The following is a 20,499-nucleotide window of genomic DNA, read 5'->3' on the forward strand; positions in this document are numbered from 1 at the left end:
TCCACAGCGAGGCCGTGAGCGTGTTCGGTTTCCTTACGGTTGCGAAGCCTTGCGCCGTACCAGGGGCTCTGGGTTGCTTCCCTGCTGAAACCACCGAGCTCTGCCGCCCGGCGAAGCCGCGCTGTGAGTTCCGCCCTGTTGGGGATGCTATCCATGACGCTGCGCTTCAGCCGGACGGTGGTTGCAGGTGCAGGGTTGAGCGAGGTGAGCTCCGCGAGGGACTGCATCGCCTGGTACGGCGAGCAGCCCCAACGCGATCGAACGTTGTGCAGGGAACGGACGTGGTCAAGCAGTTTGTGGCGGTGGGACACGAGCGTCTCATGCAGCGAATCGAGTTGCGGTTTCACCGCTTTCTCGTTCCGCACGATTGCCCTGACCAGCTGATCGGTCAGCTGCGCCGGCGCGCTGTTGGCGTTCAGTTGGAGCACGAGCGAGCCAAGGTTGACCGCGTCGAGTTCCTGTACGAACTGATTCAGTGTTCCGCGGCGTTCGGCGACCACGAGAACGCTCTTGCCCTGCTCGGCGAGCGCCGCTGCGGCGTTGAGCGCAGTTTGGGTCTGTCCTGTCCCAGGAGGCGAGGAAACCACAACGGAACCACCGGCGGTGACGGCGTCCAGGACACGCTGCTGGCCCGGATCCGCATCGAGGATGAGGAACTCAGAGGAAGGGTGCCTGTCATCGAGCGGCGTCTCGCGGATGGGAGCTTCCGCATCCGAGCGCGCTTCAATGCCCTCCCGTGCGGCGTCCATGAGCGCCGAGAGCAGCGGGTGCTCACCGCTGATAGCCGAATCCGCTCCCACGTCGGCAAGGTCAGCGAAGGTTGAGACCAGGATGTGGTGCTCGATGGTCATTCCACGGACGTTGTCAGTGAGCATCCGAAGTTTGTCCAGCACCGGGTGCGGATCGAACCGGGCGGTGCTGTACGCCAGGCGCGCAATAGCATCGGCGTCGCATTCAATGCCGTGATCCTTGTCCAGGGTCCGGACCAGAGCGGGGTTCAGCCGCGCATGCTCGGTGAGCTGGAGTTCGTAGTCATCCTGGGACGCATGAACCGTCAGCGTCACTGCCGTGAGGAGGACTGGGGCGGTTAGCGAGTCAGTGCGGCCGTCGTCGGCCATGGTGCGCCACGAAGCGGTGCCGGCGGCGAGATAGCCGACGTCGATACCTCGCTCGGAGGCAAGCTCGTAGACCTTCGCCCGCAGCAGCCGCGCGGCCTTCATGGCCGCAGCGTACTGGTCCGCATCCCGCAACAGGGTGGACAGGCGGGTACGCCGCCCGGCAAGCAGTTGGGCGAGACCCGAAGGGTGTGCGTGGGTGAGATCGATACTGTTGGCGCGCGAGGGCGTGAAGTGGAGCAGCGTATCGGTGCCCGCGTGCGGTCCAAGCCTGCGCAGCCATGGGATCAGGAAATCCTCAGCGGAGTCCCCGGCGTCCTGCACTGGCACGGTTGTCCTCTTCCCTACGGCCTCACGACCTGATCTTGACCAGATAGGCATGTCTTACAAGCTAACCGACGGCATGCCCGACCGCCTGCAAGCAACGCGGACAGGGCCTCAAATTCCGAAGCTTCTGCCCCGCCGCTACAACGGAGACGCTACTCCCATTCGATGGTTCCCGGCGGCTTGCTGGTGACGTCGAGGACCACGCGGTTGACGCCGTCGACCTCGTTGGTGATCCGGTTGGAGATCCGGGCCAGCAGTTCGTATGGAAGACGCGACCAGTCCGCGGTCATGGCGTCCTCGCTCGATACCGGCCGCAGGACGATGGGGTGGCCGTAAGTGCGGCCGTCGCCCTGAACCCCAACGCTCCGCACGTCCGCGAGGAGCACTACGGGCATCTGCCACACCTCGTTGTCGAGGCCTGCGGCCGTGAGTTCCGCGCGGGCGATGGCATCCGCGCGGCGCAGCAGGTCCAGCCGTTCCTGGTTGACGGAACCAACAATGCGGATGCCCAATCCAGGTCCGGGGAACGGCTGGCGCCCCACGATCTCGGCGGGAAGGCCAAGCTGGGCACCCACTGCGCGGACTTCGTCCTTGAACAGCGTGCGCAGCGGTTCAACGAGTTCGAACTGCAGGTCCTCGGGTAGTCCGCCGACGTTGTGGTGGCTCTTGATGTTCGCTGCGCCCTCGCCACCGCCGGACTCGACGACGTCGGGATAGAGGGTTCCCTGGACGAGGAAGCGGATCTTCTCGCCGTGGGCCTCCGCCTCGGCGATGATGGCGCGCTCGGCTTCCTCGAAAGCCCGAATGAACTCGCGTCCGATGATTTTCCGTTTGGCTTCGGGATCCTCGACGCCAACGAGTGCCTCCAGGAACCGCTTCTGTTCGTTGGCGACGTAGAGGTTGACGCCGGTCGCTGCGACAAAATCGCGCTCGACCTGCTCTGCCTCACCCTCGCGCAACAGTCCGTGGTCAACGAACACGCAGGTGAGCTGATCGCCCACCGCACGCTGGACGAGGGCGGCAGCGACGGCGGAATCAACCCCACCGGACAATCCGCAGATCACGCGGGAATCGCCCACCTGCGCCCGGATACGCTCGATGAGTTCCTCGACGATGTCCCCGGTGGTCCAGTTCGGATCCAGGCGCGCTCCCTTGAAAAGGAAGTTCTCCAGCACCCGCTGCCCATGGGCCGAATGCTTGACCTCCGGGTGCCACTGCACCCCATAGAGCTGCTTGCCTTCGTGGGCGAACGCCGCTACCGGAGCGCCGGCAGTGCTTGCCAGGACGTCAAAGCCGGCCGGCGCTTCCTGAACCGAATCACCATGACTCATCCACGCGTTCTGGTGATCCGGAGTGCCTTCGAGGATGGACCGGGCCCCCTCGGAGACCGCGACGTCGGTGGATCCGTATTCCCGCAGACCGGTTTTCGCAACAGTACCGCCAAGAGCGGAGGCCATCGCCTGAAAGCCGTAGCAGATGCCCAGAACGGGAACACCGGCGTCGAACAATTCCGGATCAACGCGCGGGGCACCTTCGGCGTAAACGCTGGAGGGCCCGCCTGAAAGGATGATCGCTACGGGATTCCGGGCGAGCATCTGCTCGGTGCTGAGGGTGTGCGGAACGATTTCGGAATACACGTCCGCTTCCCGAACGCGGCGTGCGATCAGTTGTGCATACTGGGCGCCGTAATCGACGACAAGAACCGGCTGGTGTTCTGGAGGGGAAGCGGGGGTAGTCACGCGTCAACAATAGTGGTAACGGGGCTCGGGCTGCACATCGATTGCTCAGTACCTTTTGCTTGCTTCGGGATGCGCGGCCAGCTCTTCCTCGACCCTGCGGTGGATACGCTTCTCCACGATGAAGGAGAGCAGCGGGACCACTCCGCCAAGCGCGATCAGTACGAACCGCGAGAATGGCCAGCGCATGAACTGCCATAGCCGGAAATCAGCGATCAGGTAGACGACGTAAAGCCAGCCGTGAACGATCAATACCGCGGTGGACAGGTTGAAGCCTCCCGCTGCATCAGCTGCCGCCTCGTTCACCAGTCCCAGCGCCCCGGCCGAACCGCCGGCGATGATCTCCGACTGGAACCCGTATTTCGCCACCATCTCCACCACCACGAGCAGCAGCATGACGCCGGTGGCATAGGCCAGCACCTTGTAGAAGCCCAGGGCTGAACGGATCTGTGCGTGCGTGCCTCCAAAGCGGCGCTTCTTGACCGCAGGGCGGTGTGCAGGTGTGGTCACGTTTTTACCTCGTTGGGGTCAGGCGGGGTTGAAAGTGGATCTTGTTCGTGCTGCTCGTCCTGCTCGTCCTCAAGCCGACGACGGTGGTCATCGGCCACCAGGCGCCACCACAGGAAGAATGCGAAGCCGGCGAAGACGAACCATTCGACGGCGTAGAAGATGTTGAGCCAGTTGACCGGTGTATCCTGCGGTTGCGGAGCAACCGTTACGGCCAGCAGCGGTGATTCGGGCGCAACGGCTTGCCCATCGATGGCGGTTTCGGAGGACACCACGAAGCCGGAGTAGGAGGCGGAAACGTCCCAGATATTGATGAGCTCGGCAACGGACAGCGTTGGGACCTGTCCGGGGACGGGGCGCTGGGCCACGGGAGCCTCAGTAGGAAGCAGACGGCCTTCGACTGTCGCTGGACCGGTAGTTTCAGCGACTGCTTCAGCCGATTCGGCATCCAGGACCCAGCCGTGAACCACGGGGATGACGGCGGAGGGCTCGCCTTCGCCGTCGTCGTTGGTTTGGTTGACCTGGAAAGCCGAGACCACCCATAGGCCCTCCCGCTCGCTCTGCAGGCGGGTCTGGACGAGGACACGCGTGCCCGCAAGGAAGCGGCCCTCCATGCTGACCATTTGGTCCGCTGCTGTTGCCATCATGGGAACACCGGGTTCAAACACTTCCTGCAGGGGTTTGACCTGTTCCGTGGTGCTTCGCGGCGGCGGTGCGGAGTCCTGGGACCGGCTGAATTGCCACTGGCTCAACAGGACGAAAACCGCAGCGATGGTCATCGCGAAGATCAGCGCGAGGATCCATCGCGGCTTGAGCGCGGTTTTCAACACCCTTTAACGGTACTTCCTGAGCGCTTGCGCCAACGAATTGCGGCCTTGCCCAGAGAGCAGACCGAGACGGAAATCACGTTAGGAGCTGCCACAATGAAAAGTGATTGGGAAACATCTATCACTTCGAGTGAATTGAGACTACGATTGATTCTCGTGCGCTCGTACCCTTACCCCGACCCAGGCCCTCCTGACCTTCGTACCCCTACCCGCTACCTGTTGTGGCTCGCGTCGAACCAGAAGGGCACGCTGGCAGCCGCCGTCGTACTGGAAACGCTCCTTATGGTGGCGCAGGCAGTGGTGCCCTTTGTGCTCGGCCGTGCAATCGACGATGGCATCATCGCGGGCAACACCGACACGCTGCTGATGTGGGTTTCAGTGCTGGTCGCGTTAACGCTGGCGCAGGCCTTCGCCGGCATGCTGGGACACCGCGCGGCGATCAGCAACTGGATGCAGGCGGCGTTCAAGTCGATTCGCCTCGTAGGCTTCAAAATCACGCGGACCGGCGACGCGCTGCCGCAGAAGCTCTCCACGGGTGAGGTTGTCTCCACTGCGGCATCAGATGCCACGCGCCTGGGCGAAATTTTCTATATAGCGGCCCGGCTTGCCGGCGCCCTCGCTTCCTGGCTGGTCGTGTGCGGTCTGATAGCGCTGAGCTCACCCATCCTTGCCCTGGTGGTGCTTCTCGGCGTTCCGGCGAGCTGTGCACTGCTGTTGTTCGTGGTGCGTCCGCTGCAGGCACGTCAGCGTGAACAACGCGACGCGTCCGGCAAGATGACCGCCGTCGGCGCGGACACCGTGGCTGGGCTGCGTGTCCTGCGCGGCATCGGAGGAGAGCACATCTTCGTCAACCGTTACCGCGAGCGGTCCACGGACACCCGCGATGCCGGCATCCGCGTAGCGCATTCGCTGGCAACACTGGAGGCGTCACAGGTTTTCATCGCCGGTTCCTTCAGCGTGATTTTCACTTGGGTGGGCGCCACGCTGGTGCTCAACGGCGATATTGAGCCGGGCCAGCTCGTTGCCCTGTTCGGTTACTCGATCTTCCTCATGACGCCGATCCGCACGGCAGCGGACGGCGTCTCGCACTCGATCCGCGCCCATGTGGGTGCGCGGAAGATCATCAACGTCCTGTCCGTGGACGCCAATGTCTCCGACGATGGGACCGCCGGCGCCCCGTCGGGTGCCGCCGTGCTCGTGGACTCAGCCAGTTCCGTGGCCGTCCAGCCCGGCCGGTTGACCGCGCTGGTTTCGGCTGACCCGAGCGCTTCGTCGGATCTGGCTACCCGGTTGGGCCGGTTCGATGACGCGGTGCTGCGCGAGGCAGTTGTCCGATGGGGCGAAGCGGCGCTGCACGAGGTGCCGTTGGATGAGGTCCGGACCCGGATTGTGGTGAGCGAGGCAAGTCCACAGTTGTTCACCGGCAGTCTTCGTAGTCAGCTCGATCCGCACGGGCGCCATTCCGACGCCGAGATCCTTGCAGCGCTTGAGGCGTCCAGCGCGCTGGACATCCTCGACGGGCTGGAGGGTGGGCTCGACCATGAGGTCACCGAACGCGGCCGCGGGTTCTCGGGTGGACAGCGGCAACGGCTGGTGCTCGCACGGGCGCTGCTGACTGACGCCGAAACGCTGGTGCTCATCGAGCCGACGAGCGCCGTCGACGCGCACACGGAGTCCCGCATTGCCGCGCGGCTTGGAAGTGCGCGGGCAACGGCCGGCCAGACCACCGTCGTCGTAACCGCAAGCCCGTTGATGCTGGGGGTAATGGACCACGTGGTCTTCCTCGAGGATGGGCACCTCAGCACCGAAGGAACACACCAGGAACTGATGTCCAGCATTCCTGCCTACCGAAACGTGGTGATTCGCAGTGAGTGATACCCAGACCGCAACGCATACGCAGGGCTCCGACACGTTTACCTCGGGGAAGCTTCCCGTTGCCGACGCCCGTGCGGTGAAGGCGGAGTCGCGCCGGCTGATCCGCCAGCATAAGGGCGGGCTGAGCAAGGTTGTGCTGCTGTACGTGGGGTCGGCAGCTGCGGGGCTTGTGGGTCCGTTCATCCTCGGCAACGTCGTCGATGCGGTGCTAGCCGGTACAACTGCCGGTTTCATTGCGTCGATGTCACTGCTCATGCTGGGTTTCCTTGCCGTCCAGGCGATCCTCCGAAGGTTCGCCGTGCGTGCGGGAATGGTCTTCGGTGAAACGGTGTTTGCCGAATTGCGCGAGGACTTCATGGCGCAGGTGACTTCGCTTCCCCTCTCGACTGTGGAGAAAGCCGGCACCGGTGACCTTGTGTCCCGCACAACCAACGACGTCGATTCCGTGTCACACACTGTGCGCTTCGGGGTGCCCCAGGTGGTGGTGTCCGTCGTGACCATCATCATTACCCTCGCCGCTGCCGTACTCACCTCCCCCCTGCTCTCGATTGCGCTACTGGTCGGACTACCCCTGCTCTATCCCGCTACGCGCTGGTACCTCAAGCGGAGCTCGGCCGGATACAAAGCGGAGCGGGAGAGTTACGCAGTGGTGAACGGGTCCATCACCGAAACCATCGAGGGTGCACGAACCGTCGACGCGCTCGGCCTGGGTGGCCTACGACGCAACCGGATCAACGAGTCATTGGAAGGCAGCTTCCGGGCCGAGCGTTACACCCTCTGGCTCCGGTCAATCCTGTTTCCTGCCGCCGATACGGCATTCTGGCTGCCCGTCGCAGGTGTCCTCCTGTGGGGTGGCTGGCTTGCCTCCCTCGACGCCGTTACGCCGGGTGCCGTTGCGACGGTTGCCCTGTTTGCGGTCCGGTTGATAGACCCCGTGGACCTGCTGATCATGTGGACCGACGAAATCCAGGTGGGCGCGGCGTCACTCGCACGGATCATCGGCATCAAGGACGTACCCTCCGACCGGACAGCCACTGATGCACAGCCGGAAACGGAGGACATCCTGGTGTCCGGCGCCCGTTATGCGTACCGGCCGGGACATGACGTTCTGCACGGTGTGGACCTTCAGTTGCGTCGTGGCGAGCGGCTGGCGATGGTCGGCCCATCGGGTGCGGGAAAGTCGACGCTCGGGCGTCTGATTGCGGGTATCCACGCCCCAACCGACGGTTCGGTGACAGTGGGCGGTGTCCCGTTGGTGGACCGCCCGCTCGATGCGCTGCGCCGGGAGGTGGCACTGGTGACGCAGGAACACCACGTCTTCGTGGGGTCCCTTGCGGACAATGTGCGCCTCGGTAAGGCGGATGCCACGGAGGGCGAGATTGAAAAAGCACTCGACGACGTCGGCGCCCTGGGCTGGTCGCGTGCCCTGCCCGAAGCCCTCGAGACGGAAGTGGGATCCGGCGCCTACGAACTAACCCCGGCACAGGCACAGGAAGTAGCACTGGCTCGATTGGTGCTCGCGGACCCGCACACGCTGGTACTCGATGAGGCGACATCGCTGATCGACCCGCAGGCGGCGCGCGACCTGGAGCGTTCACTCAGCGCGGTGCTGGAGGGGCGGACGGTTGTGGCGATTGCGCACCGCCTGCATACAGCGCACGACGCCGACCGCGTAGCCGTAGTGGAGAACGGCAACATCACCGAACTCGGGTCCCACGACGAACTGCTGGCGCTCGATGGCTCGTACGCTTCGCTGTGGAGGTCCTGGCGGACTGAATAGATCGCCCGTTCCCCTTTTTGGGGCCGCCGCTGTTCGCCGGTGAGCAACGTGGACAGCGGCACGATCAACCCGGAGATTGGTGAGGGAAATTTCCCTCACCAATCTCCAGGTTGCTCGCCGTAGCCGGCGTCAGTGGTCGAAGAAGACCAGGGACGAGTTGATGAGTTCACTGATGACTTCGGCGTCATGGGCCCGGCGCAGGGACTCCCGGAAATTCTCCTTGAACAGCGAGCGCGCCAGCGTGGCCAGCACCTCAAGGTGTTCCGAGTACGACTCCGCTGGTGTTGCGATCAGGAGCACCAAGGTTGCAGGGCCGTCCACCGCACCGAAGTCCAGACTGTGGCCATAGCGCGTGACCCCCACAGCTATGGAGGTCTGCTGCACATACTGGCTGCGCGCATGTGGCACGCCCACTCCGCCGGGAAGACCCGTAGCCATCTGGTGCTCGCGGGAGTTGACCTGCTCGAGGAAGGCATCGAGATTGGTGATCCGGCCGCTCTCGAACAGTCGCTGTGCAAGCTGGGCTGCGGCGTCGGACTTGTCCTCAGCCACCATGTCGAGGACCACCAGCTCAGGGGTGGTCAATTCGGCGTCATGCAGGTCAAGCGGTGTCACAACCGGCCTCTCGCGCGTTGTTCGGAAACATCAGTGAACGGGACAGCGCGCCGGACGGCAGTGCCTGGCCAGCGCGCCGATGCAGATTCTCGCTGTCAGCTTAGCGGGACTATGTCTTCGACCCCCATGCGTGCACTGTCCGCTGAGACGTCGTCAGGCTGCTGTTGGCTGAGCCGCTCAGCCTCGACCCTCGCGAGGTAGTGCTTCACCTCACGGTCAACCTGGGCTTCACTCCAGTTAAGGTGCGGTGCCATCAGCTCAGCCACCACGGGCGCTGCCGAGACCCCCCGGTCCCAGGACTCGATCGAAATACGCGTGCGGCGGGTCAGGACATCATCAACGTGGCGGGCATCCTCGTGCGTCACCGCGAACACCACCTCAGCACCGGGATAATCGTCTGCGCCGGGAAGCGGTTCGCCGAGCTGCGGATTCTCCCGAATGAGTGCGACCACGTGCTCGGCGTGGGTCCCGTAACGTTGCAGGAGATGCTCGACCCGCGCCACGTGTACACCCGATGCCTCCGCAAGCCGTGCGCGCTTGTTCCAGGCGGCCCTGTATCCCTCGGCACCCAATAAAGGCACCGTCTCCGTGCAACTGGCAGGCACCCGTTCATCCAGGGCGCGCGATGCTTCATCGACGGCGTCCTTGGCCATCACGCGGTAAGTTGTCCACTTTCCGCCTGCAACAACCACGAGCCCCGGAACCGGGTGGGCAACAACGTGCTCGCGGGACAGTTTCGCCGTGGAATCGTTCTCGCCCGCCAGCAGGGGCCGCAGGCCCGCGTAGACACCCTCAACATCCTCACGAGTCAGCGGACGCTTCAACACCCTGTTGACATGTTCGAGGATGTAGTCGATGTCTTTCGAGGACGCCGCAGGGTGAGCCTTGTCCAGGTCCCAGTCCGTGTCGGTAGTGCCGATGATCCAGTGCCGGCCCCATGGGATGACGAAGAGCACGGACTTCTCGGTGCGCAGGATCAGGCCGACCGTGGACTGGAATCGGTCGCGCGGAACCACCAGGTGGATCCCCTTGGACGCGCGGACCTTCAGCTGACCGCGCTCCGTGACCATGGCCTGCGTTTCATCGGTCCAGACACCGGTCGCATTGACTATCTGCTTGGCACGGACATTGAACTCTTCACCGGTCTCATGATCAGTTACCCGTGCGCCGACAACCCGCTCCCCTTCGCGGAGGAAATCGACAACGGACACGCGGTTCGCCGCCTTCGCCCCGTAGGCGGCGGCGGTGCGGATCATGTTCACCACGTACCGGGCGTCATCAACCTGGGCGTCGTAGTAACGAATCGAGCCGACCATGGCGTCGTCCTTGAGGCTGGGCGCGGCCCGCAGCGTACCCCGCCGGGTCAGGTGCTTGTGCAGTGGCACTCCCCGCGAATTTCCGGAGGTCATCCCCATGGTGTCGTAAAGGATGATACCGGCGCCCACGTAGGGGCGCTCGATGAACCGCTTGGTCAGCGGATACAGGAACGGGACCGGCTTGACCAGGTGCGGCGCAATCCGCTGGATCAGCAGCCCGCGTTCCTTGAGCGCTTCCTGGACCAGCGCGAAGTCCAGCATCTCCAGGTAGCGCAGCCCGCCGTGGATAAGTTTGGAAGACCTGGAGGACGTCCCCGACGCCCAGTCACGCGCTTCGACGATCCCGACGTCGAGCCCCCTGGTCACCGCGTCCAGGGCCGAGCCGACGCCGACGACGCCGCCGCCCACGATCAGGATGTCCAGTTCCTTGCCGGGCTCAGTCGTGGATTTAAGCGCTGCGATGGACTCCTCGCGCTGCTGCGGGCTGAGGGCGCCTTTGATCATGGCCGGTATCCACCTTCGCTGTTGCGGATTGGTTCCTCAACTCTAGGCAATCACCCGTTGGAAAGGTAGGGCGAGAGGACTACCTCGACCCGCTGGAACTCCTTGAGATCCGAGTACCCGGTGGTGGCCATGGCCCGGCGGAGCGCACCGATCAGGTTCGACGTCCCGTCAGTGTGGTGAGATGGCCCCCAGAGCACTTCCTCCAACGGGCCGACGGTACCGACATTAGCCCGGTCGCCGCGGGGAAGCTCGTGATGGTGCGCTTCCTGCCCCCAGTGCCAACCCTTTCCGGGCGCCTCTTCTGCGCGGGCCAGTGCGGAGCCGAGCATGACAGCGTCGGCACCGACAGCGATGGCCTTCACGATGTCGCCGCTGGTTCCCATGCCGCCGTCGGCGATCACATGCACGTAGCGGCCGCCTGATTCGTCGAGGTAGTCGCGGCGGGCGGCAGCGACGTCGGAAATGGCCGATGCCATGGGTGAGTGAATTCCCAGGGCGCGCCGCGTCGTCGTCGTCGCTCCCCCGCCGAACCCGACCAGCACGCCGGCCGCACCTGTACGCATGAGGTGCAGCGCGGGTGTGTAGCCGGCTGCTCCGCCGACAATGACGGGGACGTCGAGTTCGTAGATGAACTGCTTGAGGTTCAGCGGCTCCTCATTCTTGGACACGTGTTCCGCCGACACGGTGGTACCGCGGATAACGAAGATGTCGACGCCGGCTGCCAGGACGGTCTTGTAGAACTGCTGGGTGTGCTGGGGGGTGAGTGAACCCGCAACGGTGACTCCGGCGTCGCGCATCTCGGCCAGGCGGCTGGTGATCAGCTCGGCCTGGATCGGCGCCTCGTAAATTTCCTGCATGCGCCGGGTCGCCGCCGGGCTGAAGTTGTCGGTGGACAGGCCAGCGATCTCTTCCAGGACCGGTTCCGGGTTCTCATACCGGGTCCACAGGCCTTCGAGGTTCAGGACACCCAACCCGCCGAGCTTGCCCATCATGATGGCCGTAGCCGGCGACATCGCAGAGTCCATGGGGGCTGCGATGACCGGCATCTCGAACTGGTAAGCGTCGATCTGCCACTGAACTGAGACGTCCCGTGGATCGCGGGTACGGCGGGAAGGAACCACCGCAAGGTCGTCGAGGGAATACGCCCTGCGTCCACGTTTGGCCCGGCCGATCTCAATCTCGTAAGTCACTGGTCTAGGTTATCCCAGCGGGGAGAGGTGCCCATCGCGGTGTGCGGCGAACCACTTTAGAGTCGAATCATGACAAGTGAGTTGATTGGCGCGAATCCCGAACAGTTGCGCGGCCTTGCCCAATCGATGGGGACCTCCAGTCAGACCATCGCCACCGCTGACCAGACCATCACCGCGTTGTTGAACGGGATCCCATGGAACGGGCCCGACGCCGCCGGGTTCAAGAACAGGTGGCACACCACCATCCGGGTGCAGCTCAACCAGAGCGCCTCCATGCTGGAACAGCAGTCCCGGCTACTCGTCGATCAGGCCTCCCAGCAGGAAACCACGAGCGACGACGATGGCGGCGGACCGGGTTCCGGCGGTCCCGGTGGCGCTGGGGGAACGGGTGGCTCTGGTGGACCGGGCGATCCCAGTACCACGCCAGCAAGCTTCAACGGAGATCTCAGCCCGCAGGGCATTCTGGACCTGCTTGGCAATGGGTTCGGTGATCTCGGCGCCTGGCCCCCATATCAGATTGCCAACTGGGTGACGTCAGCGGGGGGCCTTGGAGCTGAGCGCCTCCTGACCGCGATGGCACGGGCTGATCTAATTACGCCGGGCCCGAACTTCGGTACCGCGCCCGGCGTCGGGTATATCCGCGGAACCCAGCTCCTCAATGGCCTGAACCTGGCCGGGAAGTTCGCCGGCGGATTGAGCGTTTTCACCGGGCTTGGGCAGGCCTACCAGGGAATCCAGTCGGGCGACGGCTACGCCGTTGCCGACGGCGGCATCACCACACTCCTGGCAGTGGGCAGTCTCGCGCCGACTCCTGCGGCGCCGTTCTTCGTGGCAGCCTCTTTGGTGTGGGCGGGTGCCCAGTTCCTTTCGGGTGATGTACCCGTCACCGAACGGATCGTCGATTTCGCGTCCGACGCCGGTGATGCGATCTCCGATGGAGCCGACGCTGTGGCCGATGGGGCGAAGGACGCGTGGAATTGGGCGTTCGGATAGTAGCGTCGTCACGGAAGCTGCTGTCACCACCAACCCGGGAGAGATCATTGACCACCACTGAACCGCTCCAGCTGACTGAACACGAAATTTTGGCGCTGCTTGCGTTCAACGACGGCGAATCAACCGCCGTCACCCGGGAAATCTTCCGGCTGACTCCGCAGGCCAATAACGAGCAGTTGGTCAAGGCGGGGATGACCACATTGCTTGTCCGCAAGCTCGCAGAACTCAACAGCGGCGATCTGGTGGTGCAGGGACCAGCTGAGTTCCTCACCGCCGTGATGGCCACCGCCGGAGAATGGCTTGAGATCGCGCTGGTCACTCCGTCTGACAACCACGTGATGTTCGCCGTTTCCTCTGCCGGCGGGGCGTTCGTGGCTAATGTGAACGGTGACGGAACCCATGGCCTCACTCCGCTGAAGAACGAGCAGCCGATCCTGCATTTTGGGATCGACGCTGCAACGCACTACCTCCAGAACGCCGAACAGAGCCGTCCGGTAGCCGTCCAGATAAAGCATCACGGGCTTGATGCCCAGGCCAGGACCGCCAACCTCATGGTGGACGAATCAGGGGTGTGGCACCTCGCTGTCGGCGAAGGCAGCGATCTGGTCAAAGAAGCGGTGGCTGAGTCTGAGGCACTCGATGCGTTCGAGAGAGCACTCAATCTGGATGAAGGGACCCCTGCGCCAGCGTGATCCAGAACCCGCGTCCGCTCGAATATTGGATATCACCGCAGCTCAGTCAGGCAGGGCACGGCTCAGCGAGCGTGCTCAGGCGGATGGCGCTCAACGACGCCCAAAGCAGGGCCACTTACCTGATGATGTATTTCTGGTCTGCCTGGCTGCTTGTGATCGGGGTGGTTCTCGCCTTCCTTGCCCCTGCGGTCATCCTGTACGCAGCAGTACCGGGGCTTGTCCTTGCGCCCTTTGCTGTACTGCTGCACCTTCGCAGGCGTGGCCGGGCGGTCCCTTCGCAACGGTTCCCGGCGTCGTCCAGGGCGCCGAGCACTATCCGCGGAGCATGGACGGGAGTTGCCCTGGTGGCAGTTGGAACATCGGCGATCGTAATGGTGTCGGTCCTATCGGGAAGCGCCGATCTCAGTGCCCGGTCCGTAACAGGTGGAGTCCTCGCCGTGATGTTTCTCGTCGCACTGTTCATCGGCACCCTGGTCATCCCGGCGTGGCACATCGAGAACTCAGCCAGGCTCTTCCGCGAGCAGATCGGGACCGATGCCCGCCTGCGCCAAGAGTTGGAGGCCCTGGCCCAGACGTACACCGATCCAAGCGGGCGGCTTCCGTTTGGTCCTCTGTAGATATTTGGTTCGATCGCAGTTCCGCAATCGTCTGCGACCATCTGGACTCACTCGTCTAAAGCAGATCCAGTGACGTGATCATCCGTTTGATGTCCTGATACTCCTGGGTTTCGGTGTACGTCGAGGCCTCCTCGACACTGTCGAACGTCAGAACCCTGTAGCCCGGCGTGTCCTGACCCTCCGCCGGCGGCCCTACGAAGAGATGATTGGCGAAAAAGTAGGTGCCCAGTTCGCCGGGGTCCTGAATGTAGTTGCCAAGGACGCAGTTCAATCCGGTGGGTGAACCGGTCACGTCCGTCAGCCCATAGGACGCCACCATAGGGCTGCTCTCCAAGACCCGGTAGGAGAACACCGGGTCGATCGCCCCTGCCCCCTGCTGGGCCGAGGGAAGGTCAACCGGCTCCGAGTCGAGGATGGTGTACGCCCACTGCTCCGGCCCGCAGGCCTGGCCAACGGGCGGGACTCCGTGTGCCAACGTGGCCATCAGCTCACCGTCCGCGTTCCGCACGGCCAGCACCTCCTCGGCGGGATAGAAATCCGCGACCTCCACCGTCCACGCGGGTGGAAGCTCGAAAGCCATGAGTCCGCTGGGCGTGGTGTACGTGGACCAGTCAGCGCCGGCCTCCTCCGGGGATCCAGTGGCGTCCGGTTCTCCGGTGGGCTCGGTAGTTTCCGTTGGTTCGGCCGAGTTTGTGGGCTCGGCGCTGTCCGTTGGTTCCGCCGACGCGGAGTCGCTCGCGGGCCCTGCAGGCGGCGCGGCTTCCCTCTGGAACTGACTCGAAACAAAAACCGCCCCGCCAACCACAGCGGCGGCTGCTAGCACACCGGCGGCCTTGGGAATCCAACCGATGCCTGTCTTCGGCGGCTCGGATGCGGTATTGGCATGCTGGTCATCGGTGCTCATGTGGTTCTCCCTACTCATCAGGTCCCGCAGCAGCGCCGGCGGCAATTCCACCTCGGGCAGCTCGGGTACCGGGTTGACGCTTCGAACATTTCTCTCGATCGGATCCATGTCACACCCCATTTCCGGGATTAGCGGCCGCTGGCAACACCTTTGCAAGAGCGGCGCGGGCTCGGTGAAGCCGAACTCCGGCGTTGGACTGCGAGCAACCCATTGCCTGCGCCAGTTCAGCTGTGGTGAGGTCATCCCAGTAGGCCAGAATCAGTACCTCCCGGTGTTTTGTGCTGACTTTGCCCAGGGCGTCGGCCACCAGTTCCCGGCGCGGGTCCGGGTGTCCGTGCAGTTGCGCCCGCATGCCGTCCTGCAGCTTTCGCTCCAGTTCCCTGGCGCGAGTGCGTCCGCGGTACTCGTTTCCGATGACGTTGCGTGCGACTCTCAGCAACCAGCCAATTTCAGTGTCCGCTCTGCGCTCCTTTTGCCAGGCGATCCTGAACACATCAGCGGCAAGCTCCTGCGCCGCTTCCCTGTCATTGACCCGACGCAGGATGTAGGCGAAGACTCGCTGATAGTTTCGCGTGTGAATCGCTACAAGGTCGCTTTCAGGCTTTGTGCGCATCATTCGCCCCCTCGCGTGTTGTGCTGCGCTCTACCCCTTATGTTTCCGGTCAAGCGGTGTTTCTTACACCTGTTCCAGTTTCCTCAAGAAGGGCGCAATGTGTGGTCAAGCATCCGAGTGTGTGGGTCAAGGCGCCCCCTCACACAAAAGTGCCGGTATTGCACAGGGTCGTAGGGACGTCCCTGTGCAATACCGGCACTTCTGAGGCAACCGGTAGGGCTGCTACTTCGAGCCGTAGTTCGGTGCCTCCACTGTCATCTGGATGTCGTGGGGATGCGATTCCTTCAGGCCCGCTGCAGTGATGCGGACGAATTTGCCCTTGGCCTTCAGATCGGGGATGGTCCGGGCCCCGGTATAGAACATTGTCTGGCGCAGTCCGCCCACCAGCTGGTACGCGACCGAGGAGAGCGGTCCGCGGTAAGCCACGCGGCCCTCAACCCCTTCCGGGATCAGCTTGTCGTCGCCGGTCACGTCCGCCTGGAAGTAACGGTCCTTCGAGTAGGACGTGTTCTTGCCACGGGTCTGCATTGCGCCGAGGGAGCCCATGCCGCGGTACGTCTTGTACTGCTTGCCGTTGACGAAGATCAGTTCGCCGGGAGCCTCGGCCGAACCGGCGAGCAGGGAGCCGAGCATCACTGTGTCAGCGCCGGCAACCAGCGCCTTGCCGATGTCGCCCGAGTATTGGAGACCGCCGTCGGCGATCACCGGCACACCCGCCGGAATGGCGGCTTTGGCGGACTCGTAGATGGCTGTCACCTGCGGAACGCCGACGCCGGCAACCACACGGGTGGTGCAAATGGAACCCGGCCCGACGCCCACCTTGATGCCGTCGGCGCCGGCGTCGATCAATGCCTGGGCACCTTCGCGGGTTGCAGCCTGACCGCCGATGATGTCGACGTGCGCGGCGGCCTTCTCGGCCTTGAGCCGGGCGATCATCTCGAGGACGCCGGCACTGTGGCCGTTGGCGGTATCGACGAAGAGAGCATCAACACCGGCTTCGACCAGGGCCATGGCACGTTCCCAGCCGTCGCCGAAGAAGCCGATGGCCGCGCCGACACGGAGGCGGCCCTCGTCGTCCTTGGTGGACAACGGGTACTGCTCCGCCTTCGTGAAGTCCTTGACTGTGATGAGGCCCCGGAGGACACCGGCATCATCCACCAGCGGGAGCTTCTCGATCTTGTTCTTACCGAGCAGGCCGATGGCGTCTTCACCGCTGATCCCCACATGACCGGTAATCAGGGGCATGGGGGTCATCACTTCGCGGACCAGGCGTCGCGGGAATTCGTGGTCGGAGACGAACCGGGTATCGCGGTTGGTGACGATCCCCAGCAGCTTGCCCTCCCCGTCGACCACCGGAAGGCCGGAGACGCGGTAATGCCCGCACAGGTCATCCAATTCCTGGAGAGTGGCGTCCGGGCCGATGGTGACCGGGTTGGTGATCATGCCGGACTCGCTCCGCTTCACGCGGTCCACCTGTTCGGCCTGATCGGCGATGGACAGGTTTCGGTGGATCACCCCGAGGCCGCCCTGGCGTGCCATGGCAACCGCCATGCGCGCCTCGGTCACGGTGTCCATGGCGGAGGACAACAGCGGAGTCTGAACGGTAATGCGCCTGGAAACACGCGAAGAGGTGTTCGCCTCCGAGGGGATGACGTCGGTGTGTCCCGGCAGCAGCAGAACGTCGTCGTAGGTCAGACCGATAAAGCCAAAGGGATCATGGGGTTCTGACAGTTCGCTCAACGCGGCGCCTCTTTCGGGGTGTTTTGGACCTAACCTGCCGGCGGGGGTGGACCGGCGCTTTCCGACTTCTATCGTAGAACGAAAGGAATTCAAGCCCTATTCCTGGGCTCTTTACCGCTCGAAACGGGTAACGCCCCGCTTCCCTTTCGGGAAACGGGGCGTTGCTTCGAGAGCGGCCGTGAATCCTAGTGGCTGTGGCCGCTGTGCTCGTCGTCGTCGTCCGCCGGCTTCTCCACCACAAGTGTTTCGGTGGTGAGGACCAGTGCCGCGATCGAGGCTGCGTTGCGCAGAGCCGAGCGGGTCACTTTCACGGGGTCGATGATGCCTGCGTCAACGAGGTTCTCGTACTCGCCGGACACTGCGTTGAAGCCGTGGCCAACCTCGAGCTGGCCAACCTTGTCCACCACGACGTAACCCTCGAACCCAGCGTTCTCGGCGATCCAGCGCAGCGGCTGGACGAGGGCACGGCGAACCAGGCCGACGGCGGTTGCCGCGTCACCCTCGAGCTTGAGGACATTCGGGTCCTCTTCGAGGGCCTTGGCGGCGTGGATCAGGGCAGATCCGCCACCTGCGACGATTCCCTCTTCAAGGGCCGCGCGGGTGGAGGAAACGGCGTCCTCGATGCGGTGCTTCTTTTCCTTGAGCTCAACCTCGGTAGCTGCACCGACCTTGATGACGCCAACACCGCCGGCGAGCTTGGCAAGGCGTTCCTGCAGCTTCTCGCGGTCCCAATCGGAATCCGTACGCTCAACCTCTGCGCGGATCTGGGCGACGCGGTCAGCGACATCCTGCTCGCTGCCAGTGCCGTCGACGATGGTCGTGTTGTCCTTCGTGACGGTGATGCGGCGGGCCGAACCCATGACCTCAAGGCCAACCTGATCGAGCTTCAGGCCGAGATCCGGCGAGACAACCTGTGCACCCGTAAGGGTTGCGATGTCCTGGAGCATGGCCTTGCGGCGGTCACCGAAGCCGGGAGCCTTGACTGCGACAACGTTGAGGGTGCCGCGGATCTTGTTCACCACGAGGGTGGACAGCGCTTCGCCCTCGATGTCCTCAGCGATGATGAAGAGCGGCTTGCCTGCCTGCAGCGCCTTCTCGAGGAGCGGCAGGAAGTCCTGCAGAGCCGAGATCTTGCCGGAGTTGATCAGGATGAGCGCGTCTTCGAGGATAGCTTCCTGACGCTCGGCGTCAGTCACGAAGTAAGGGCTTAGGTATCCCTTGTCGAACTGCATGCCCTCGGTGAGGACCAGTTCGGTCTGCGTGGTCGAGGATTCCTCGATCGTGATGACGCCATCCTTGCCGACCTTCTCGAAAGCCTCGGCCAGGAGGTCGCCGACTTCCTGGCTCTGCGCCGAGATGGCAGCAACGTTCGCGGTCTGCTTTCCGACTACCTCGCGGGCGTTTTCCAGCAGGCGGGCAGCAACAGCCTCGATGGAGACCTCGATGCCGCGCTTCAGGGCGCCGGGAGCGGCACCTGCTGCAACGTTGCGAAGGCCTTCCTTGACCAGTGCCTGTGCGAGGACTGTGGCCGTCGTCGTACCGTCACCGGCGACGTCGTTGGTCTTGGTGGCAACTTCCTTGGCCAGCTGGGCGCCAAGGTTCTCATAGGGGTCGTCCAGCTCCACCTCACGGGCGATAGTCACGCCGTCGTTGGTGATGGTGGGTGCGCCCCACTTCTTGTCGAGGACGACGTTGCGTCCCCGCGGGCCGAGGGTCACCTTGACGGTGTCGGCCAGCTTGTCGACGCCGGCTTCGAGCTTGCGGCGCGCGGCGTCGTTGAACTCCAACTGCTTTGCCATATTTTGTTCCTTTCAGGCGTATGCAGGGATGTGTACTAGCAGGAAAAGAACCCCGGCCAATGGTGACCGGGGTTCTTCTGCACAACTACTTGACGACGATCGCCAGGACGTCGCGGGCGGAAAGAACCAGGTACTCCTGGCCGCCGTGCTTGACCTCGGTGCCACCGTACTTGGAGTAGATGACGACGTCGCCTTCGGAAACGTCAACCGGAACGCGGTTGCCGTTGTCGTCAACGCGGCCGGGGCCTACTGCGACGACTTCGCCCTCCTGGGGCTTTTCCTTGGCGGTGTCCGGGATGACCAGGCCGGAAGCAGTGGTCTGCTCGCCTTCCAGCGGCCGGACAACAATACGATCTTCAAGAGGCTTGATAGAGACCGACACTCGGACCTCTCCTTCACTTGGTTGTATGAATCTTAGGTTTCGAGCAGGCGCTGACCGTCGTCGCGGTGCCGGTTGGCGCATCCTCGAAGGATTAGCACCCTCATGATGAGAGTGCCAAGTCTGACTTTATGCAACGGTTAGCACTCGGTCAAGGCGAGTGCCAGAGAGTGTCGCTTCACTTCTATGCCGTCTGCCGATTCTCATGCAATATCGGTCGAACTCGTTCTTTGCGCGCGACTATGTGGTGAATAAGTCGATGTCGACCGAATTTTCGAGAAACAGGAGGGCGTGTCAGCGCAGGTAGGAAACAGATTCCGGCTCGATGAAACGAGGCGCACCCGGGTCGGAATTGTCCACCACGAACGTAGCCCCGGACGCCGGATCGCATCCGCCGAGGTAAAGCCGTTGCCCCTGCACATACCGTCGCATGGAGGGATGCTCGGGATCGGGGTCAGACCCGTCCCGGATTGCCATCCGCTCAGCCGTCACCGTAAAAGGTACGTCCAGGAACACCGACACATCCCAAACCGCAGCAAGCTCGTCCCGGTGCAGGAACATCCCATCGATCAGCACGAGGCAATCGGATGGTGCCTGCTGCGACGGCGGACAGAGGGAACTATCAGTGGCAAGGTCATGACAGGCCTCCCGGTAGGACCCGTCAGCGCGAAGCGACTCCAGCGCCCACTCGCGAAACCGCCCGTAGTTATAGGAATCGAGCCAGAATCCCTCTGGAGAGTCCCGTCCGCGCCGGTAACGCACAGCGCTTGCGTTCAGGAAGTTATCCAGCCCGATGCGGATTACAGCCCGGCCGTCACGCGAGGCCAGAGCCGCAAGGGAATCAGCAAACGTCGTCTTGCCCGAACCATCCACACCGTCGACGCCTACCAGAACCCGGCCACCCCCGCAGGCGCGCCTGAGCACAGTGGCCAACAACCCGCCGTCGTCCGCTTTCCATCCCATACTGGCA

Annotated in this window: 17 protein-coding genes and 1 pseudogene; 5 read left to right on the forward strand and 13 right to left on the reverse strand. The window is 63.6% G+C overall.

The features are described from left to right. Positions 1-986 precede the first annotated feature (986 nt). The 4 genes and pseudogenes from ACX80C_RS15070 to ACX80C_RS15085 form a co-directional block, all read right to left on the reverse strand. Positions 987-1,496: pseudogene (locus ACX80C_RS15070) on the reverse strand (DUF4011 domain-containing protein); the annotation flags it as partial. 98 nt (positions 1,497-1,594) lie between these two features. Next, positions 1,595-3,181, reverse strand: coding sequence for a glutamine-hydrolyzing GMP synthase (gene guaA / locus ACX80C_RS15075; protein ID WP_459327267.1), 1,587 nt, complete (start codon positions 3,179-3,181; stop codon positions 1,595-1,597). 45 nt (positions 3,182-3,226) lie between these two features. Further along, entirely contained in the window at positions 3,227-3,688 is a 462-nt protein-coding gene (locus ACX80C_RS15080; protein WP_459327268.1) for a DUF3817 domain-containing protein, read from the reverse strand. After that, on the reverse strand, positions 3,685-4,515 hold the full coding sequence (locus ACX80C_RS15085; protein WP_459327269.1) for an SURF1 family protein: 831 nt from the start codon (positions 4,513-4,515) through the stop codon (positions 3,685-3,687). The genes ACX80C_RS15080 and ACX80C_RS15085 overlap by 4 nt, the downstream gene beginning before the upstream one ends. 153 nt (positions 4,516-4,668) lie before the next feature. On the opposite strand from ACX80C_RS15085, the gene ACX80C_RS15090 reads away from it, so the two are divergent. Then, entirely contained in the window at positions 4,669-6,387 is a 1,719-nt protein-coding gene (locus ACX80C_RS15090) for an ABC transporter ATP-binding protein (protein ID WP_459327270.1), read from the forward strand. Next, positions 6,380-8,167, forward strand: coding sequence for an ABC transporter ATP-binding protein (locus ACX80C_RS15095; protein ID WP_459327271.1), 1,788 nt, complete (start codon positions 6,380-6,382; stop codon positions 8,165-8,167). The genes ACX80C_RS15090 and ACX80C_RS15095 overlap by 8 nt, the downstream gene beginning before the upstream one ends. Before the next feature lie 129 nt (positions 8,168-8,296). On the opposite strand, the gene ACX80C_RS15100 is transcribed toward ACX80C_RS15095, so the two are convergent. The 3 genes from ACX80C_RS15100 to ACX80C_RS15110 all read right to left on the reverse strand — a co-directional run bounded on the left by ACX80C_RS15100 (position 8,297) and on the right by ACX80C_RS15110 (position 11,792). Then, positions 8,297-8,782: a PTS sugar transporter subunit IIA gene (locus tag ACX80C_RS15100; protein ID WP_459327272.1), complete on the reverse strand. Its 486-nt coding sequence runs from the start codon at positions 8,780-8,782 to the stop codon at positions 8,297-8,299. Positions 8,783-8,877: 95 nt separating this feature from the next. Further along, positions 8,878-10,602: a glycerol-3-phosphate dehydrogenase/oxidase gene (locus ACX80C_RS15105; RefSeq protein ID WP_459327273.1), complete on the reverse strand. Its 1,725-nt coding sequence runs from the start codon at positions 10,600-10,602 to the stop codon at positions 8,878-8,880. A gap of 50 nt (positions 10,603-10,652) precedes the next feature. Further along, the gene (locus ACX80C_RS15110; RefSeq protein ID WP_459327274.1) at positions 10,653-11,792 is read right to left on the reverse strand and encodes a GuaB3 family IMP dehydrogenase-related protein; all 1,140 of its coding nucleotides are present in this window, start codon (positions 11,790-11,792) and stop codon (positions 10,653-10,655) included. Between the two features lie 69 nt (positions 11,793-11,861). On the opposite strand from ACX80C_RS15110, the gene ACX80C_RS15115 reads away from it, so the two are divergent. The 3 genes from ACX80C_RS15115 to ACX80C_RS15125 are packed head-to-tail and all read left to right on the forward strand — an operon-like array spanning position 11,862 to position 14,094. Further along, on the forward strand, positions 11,862-12,785 hold the full coding sequence (locus tag ACX80C_RS15115; RefSeq protein ID WP_459327275.1) for a hypothetical protein: 924 nt from the start codon (positions 11,862-11,864) through the stop codon (positions 12,783-12,785). 47 nt (positions 12,786-12,832) lie between these two features. Beyond that, complete coding sequence (locus tag ACX80C_RS15120; protein ID WP_459327276.1) at positions 12,833-13,477, forward strand: hypothetical protein; 645 nt, start codon at positions 12,833-12,835, stop codon at positions 13,475-13,477. Further along, a complete protein-coding gene (locus ACX80C_RS15125) occupies positions 13,474-14,094 on the forward strand; it encodes a hypothetical protein (RefSeq protein WP_459327277.1) in 621 nt (206 codons plus the stop codon). Before ACX80C_RS15120 ends, ACX80C_RS15125 begins: the two co-directional genes overlap by 4 nt. A gap of 55 nt (positions 14,095-14,149) precedes the next feature. Here the strand turns inward: ACX80C_RS15125 and ACX80C_RS15130 are convergent, their stop codons facing one another. The 6 genes from ACX80C_RS15130 to ACX80C_RS15155 form a co-directional block, all read right to left on the reverse strand. Further along, positions 14,150-15,106 (reverse strand): hypothetical protein, encoded by a 957-nt coding sequence (locus ACX80C_RS15130; protein WP_459327278.1) that lies wholly within the window; start codon positions 15,104-15,106, stop codon positions 14,150-14,152. A gap of 1 nt (position 15,107) precedes the next feature. After that, positions 15,108-15,614 (reverse strand): RNA polymerase sigma factor, encoded by a 507-nt coding sequence (locus ACX80C_RS15135; RefSeq protein ID WP_459327279.1) that lies wholly within the window; start codon positions 15,612-15,614, stop codon positions 15,108-15,110. Positions 15,615-15,833: 219 nt separating this feature from the next. After that, positions 15,834-17,342 carry an IMP dehydrogenase gene (gene guaB, locus ACX80C_RS15140; protein WP_459327302.1) on the reverse strand — a complete coding sequence of 503 codons (1,509 nt, stop codon included), beginning with the start codon at positions 17,340-17,342 and terminating at the stop codon, positions 15,834-15,836. 194 nt (positions 17,343-17,536) lie between these two features. Continuing rightward, complete coding sequence (gene groL, locus ACX80C_RS15145) at positions 17,537-19,150, reverse strand: chaperonin GroEL (RefSeq protein ID WP_459327280.1); 1,614 nt, start codon at positions 19,148-19,150, stop codon at positions 17,537-17,539. A gap of 85 nt (positions 19,151-19,235) precedes the next feature. Then, positions 19,236-19,532 carry a co-chaperone GroES gene (groES, locus tag ACX80C_RS15150; protein WP_167994065.1) on the reverse strand — a complete coding sequence of 99 codons (297 nt, stop codon included), beginning with the start codon at positions 19,530-19,532 and terminating at the stop codon, positions 19,236-19,238. 291 nt (positions 19,533-19,823) lie between these two features. Continuing rightward, positions 19,824-20,492, reverse strand: coding sequence for a nucleoside/nucleotide kinase family protein (locus tag ACX80C_RS15155; protein WP_459327281.1), 669 nt, complete (start codon positions 20,490-20,492; stop codon positions 19,824-19,826). Positions 20,493-20,499 lie beyond the last annotated feature (7 nt).

The organism is Arthrobacter tecti (genome assembly GCF_054511355.1).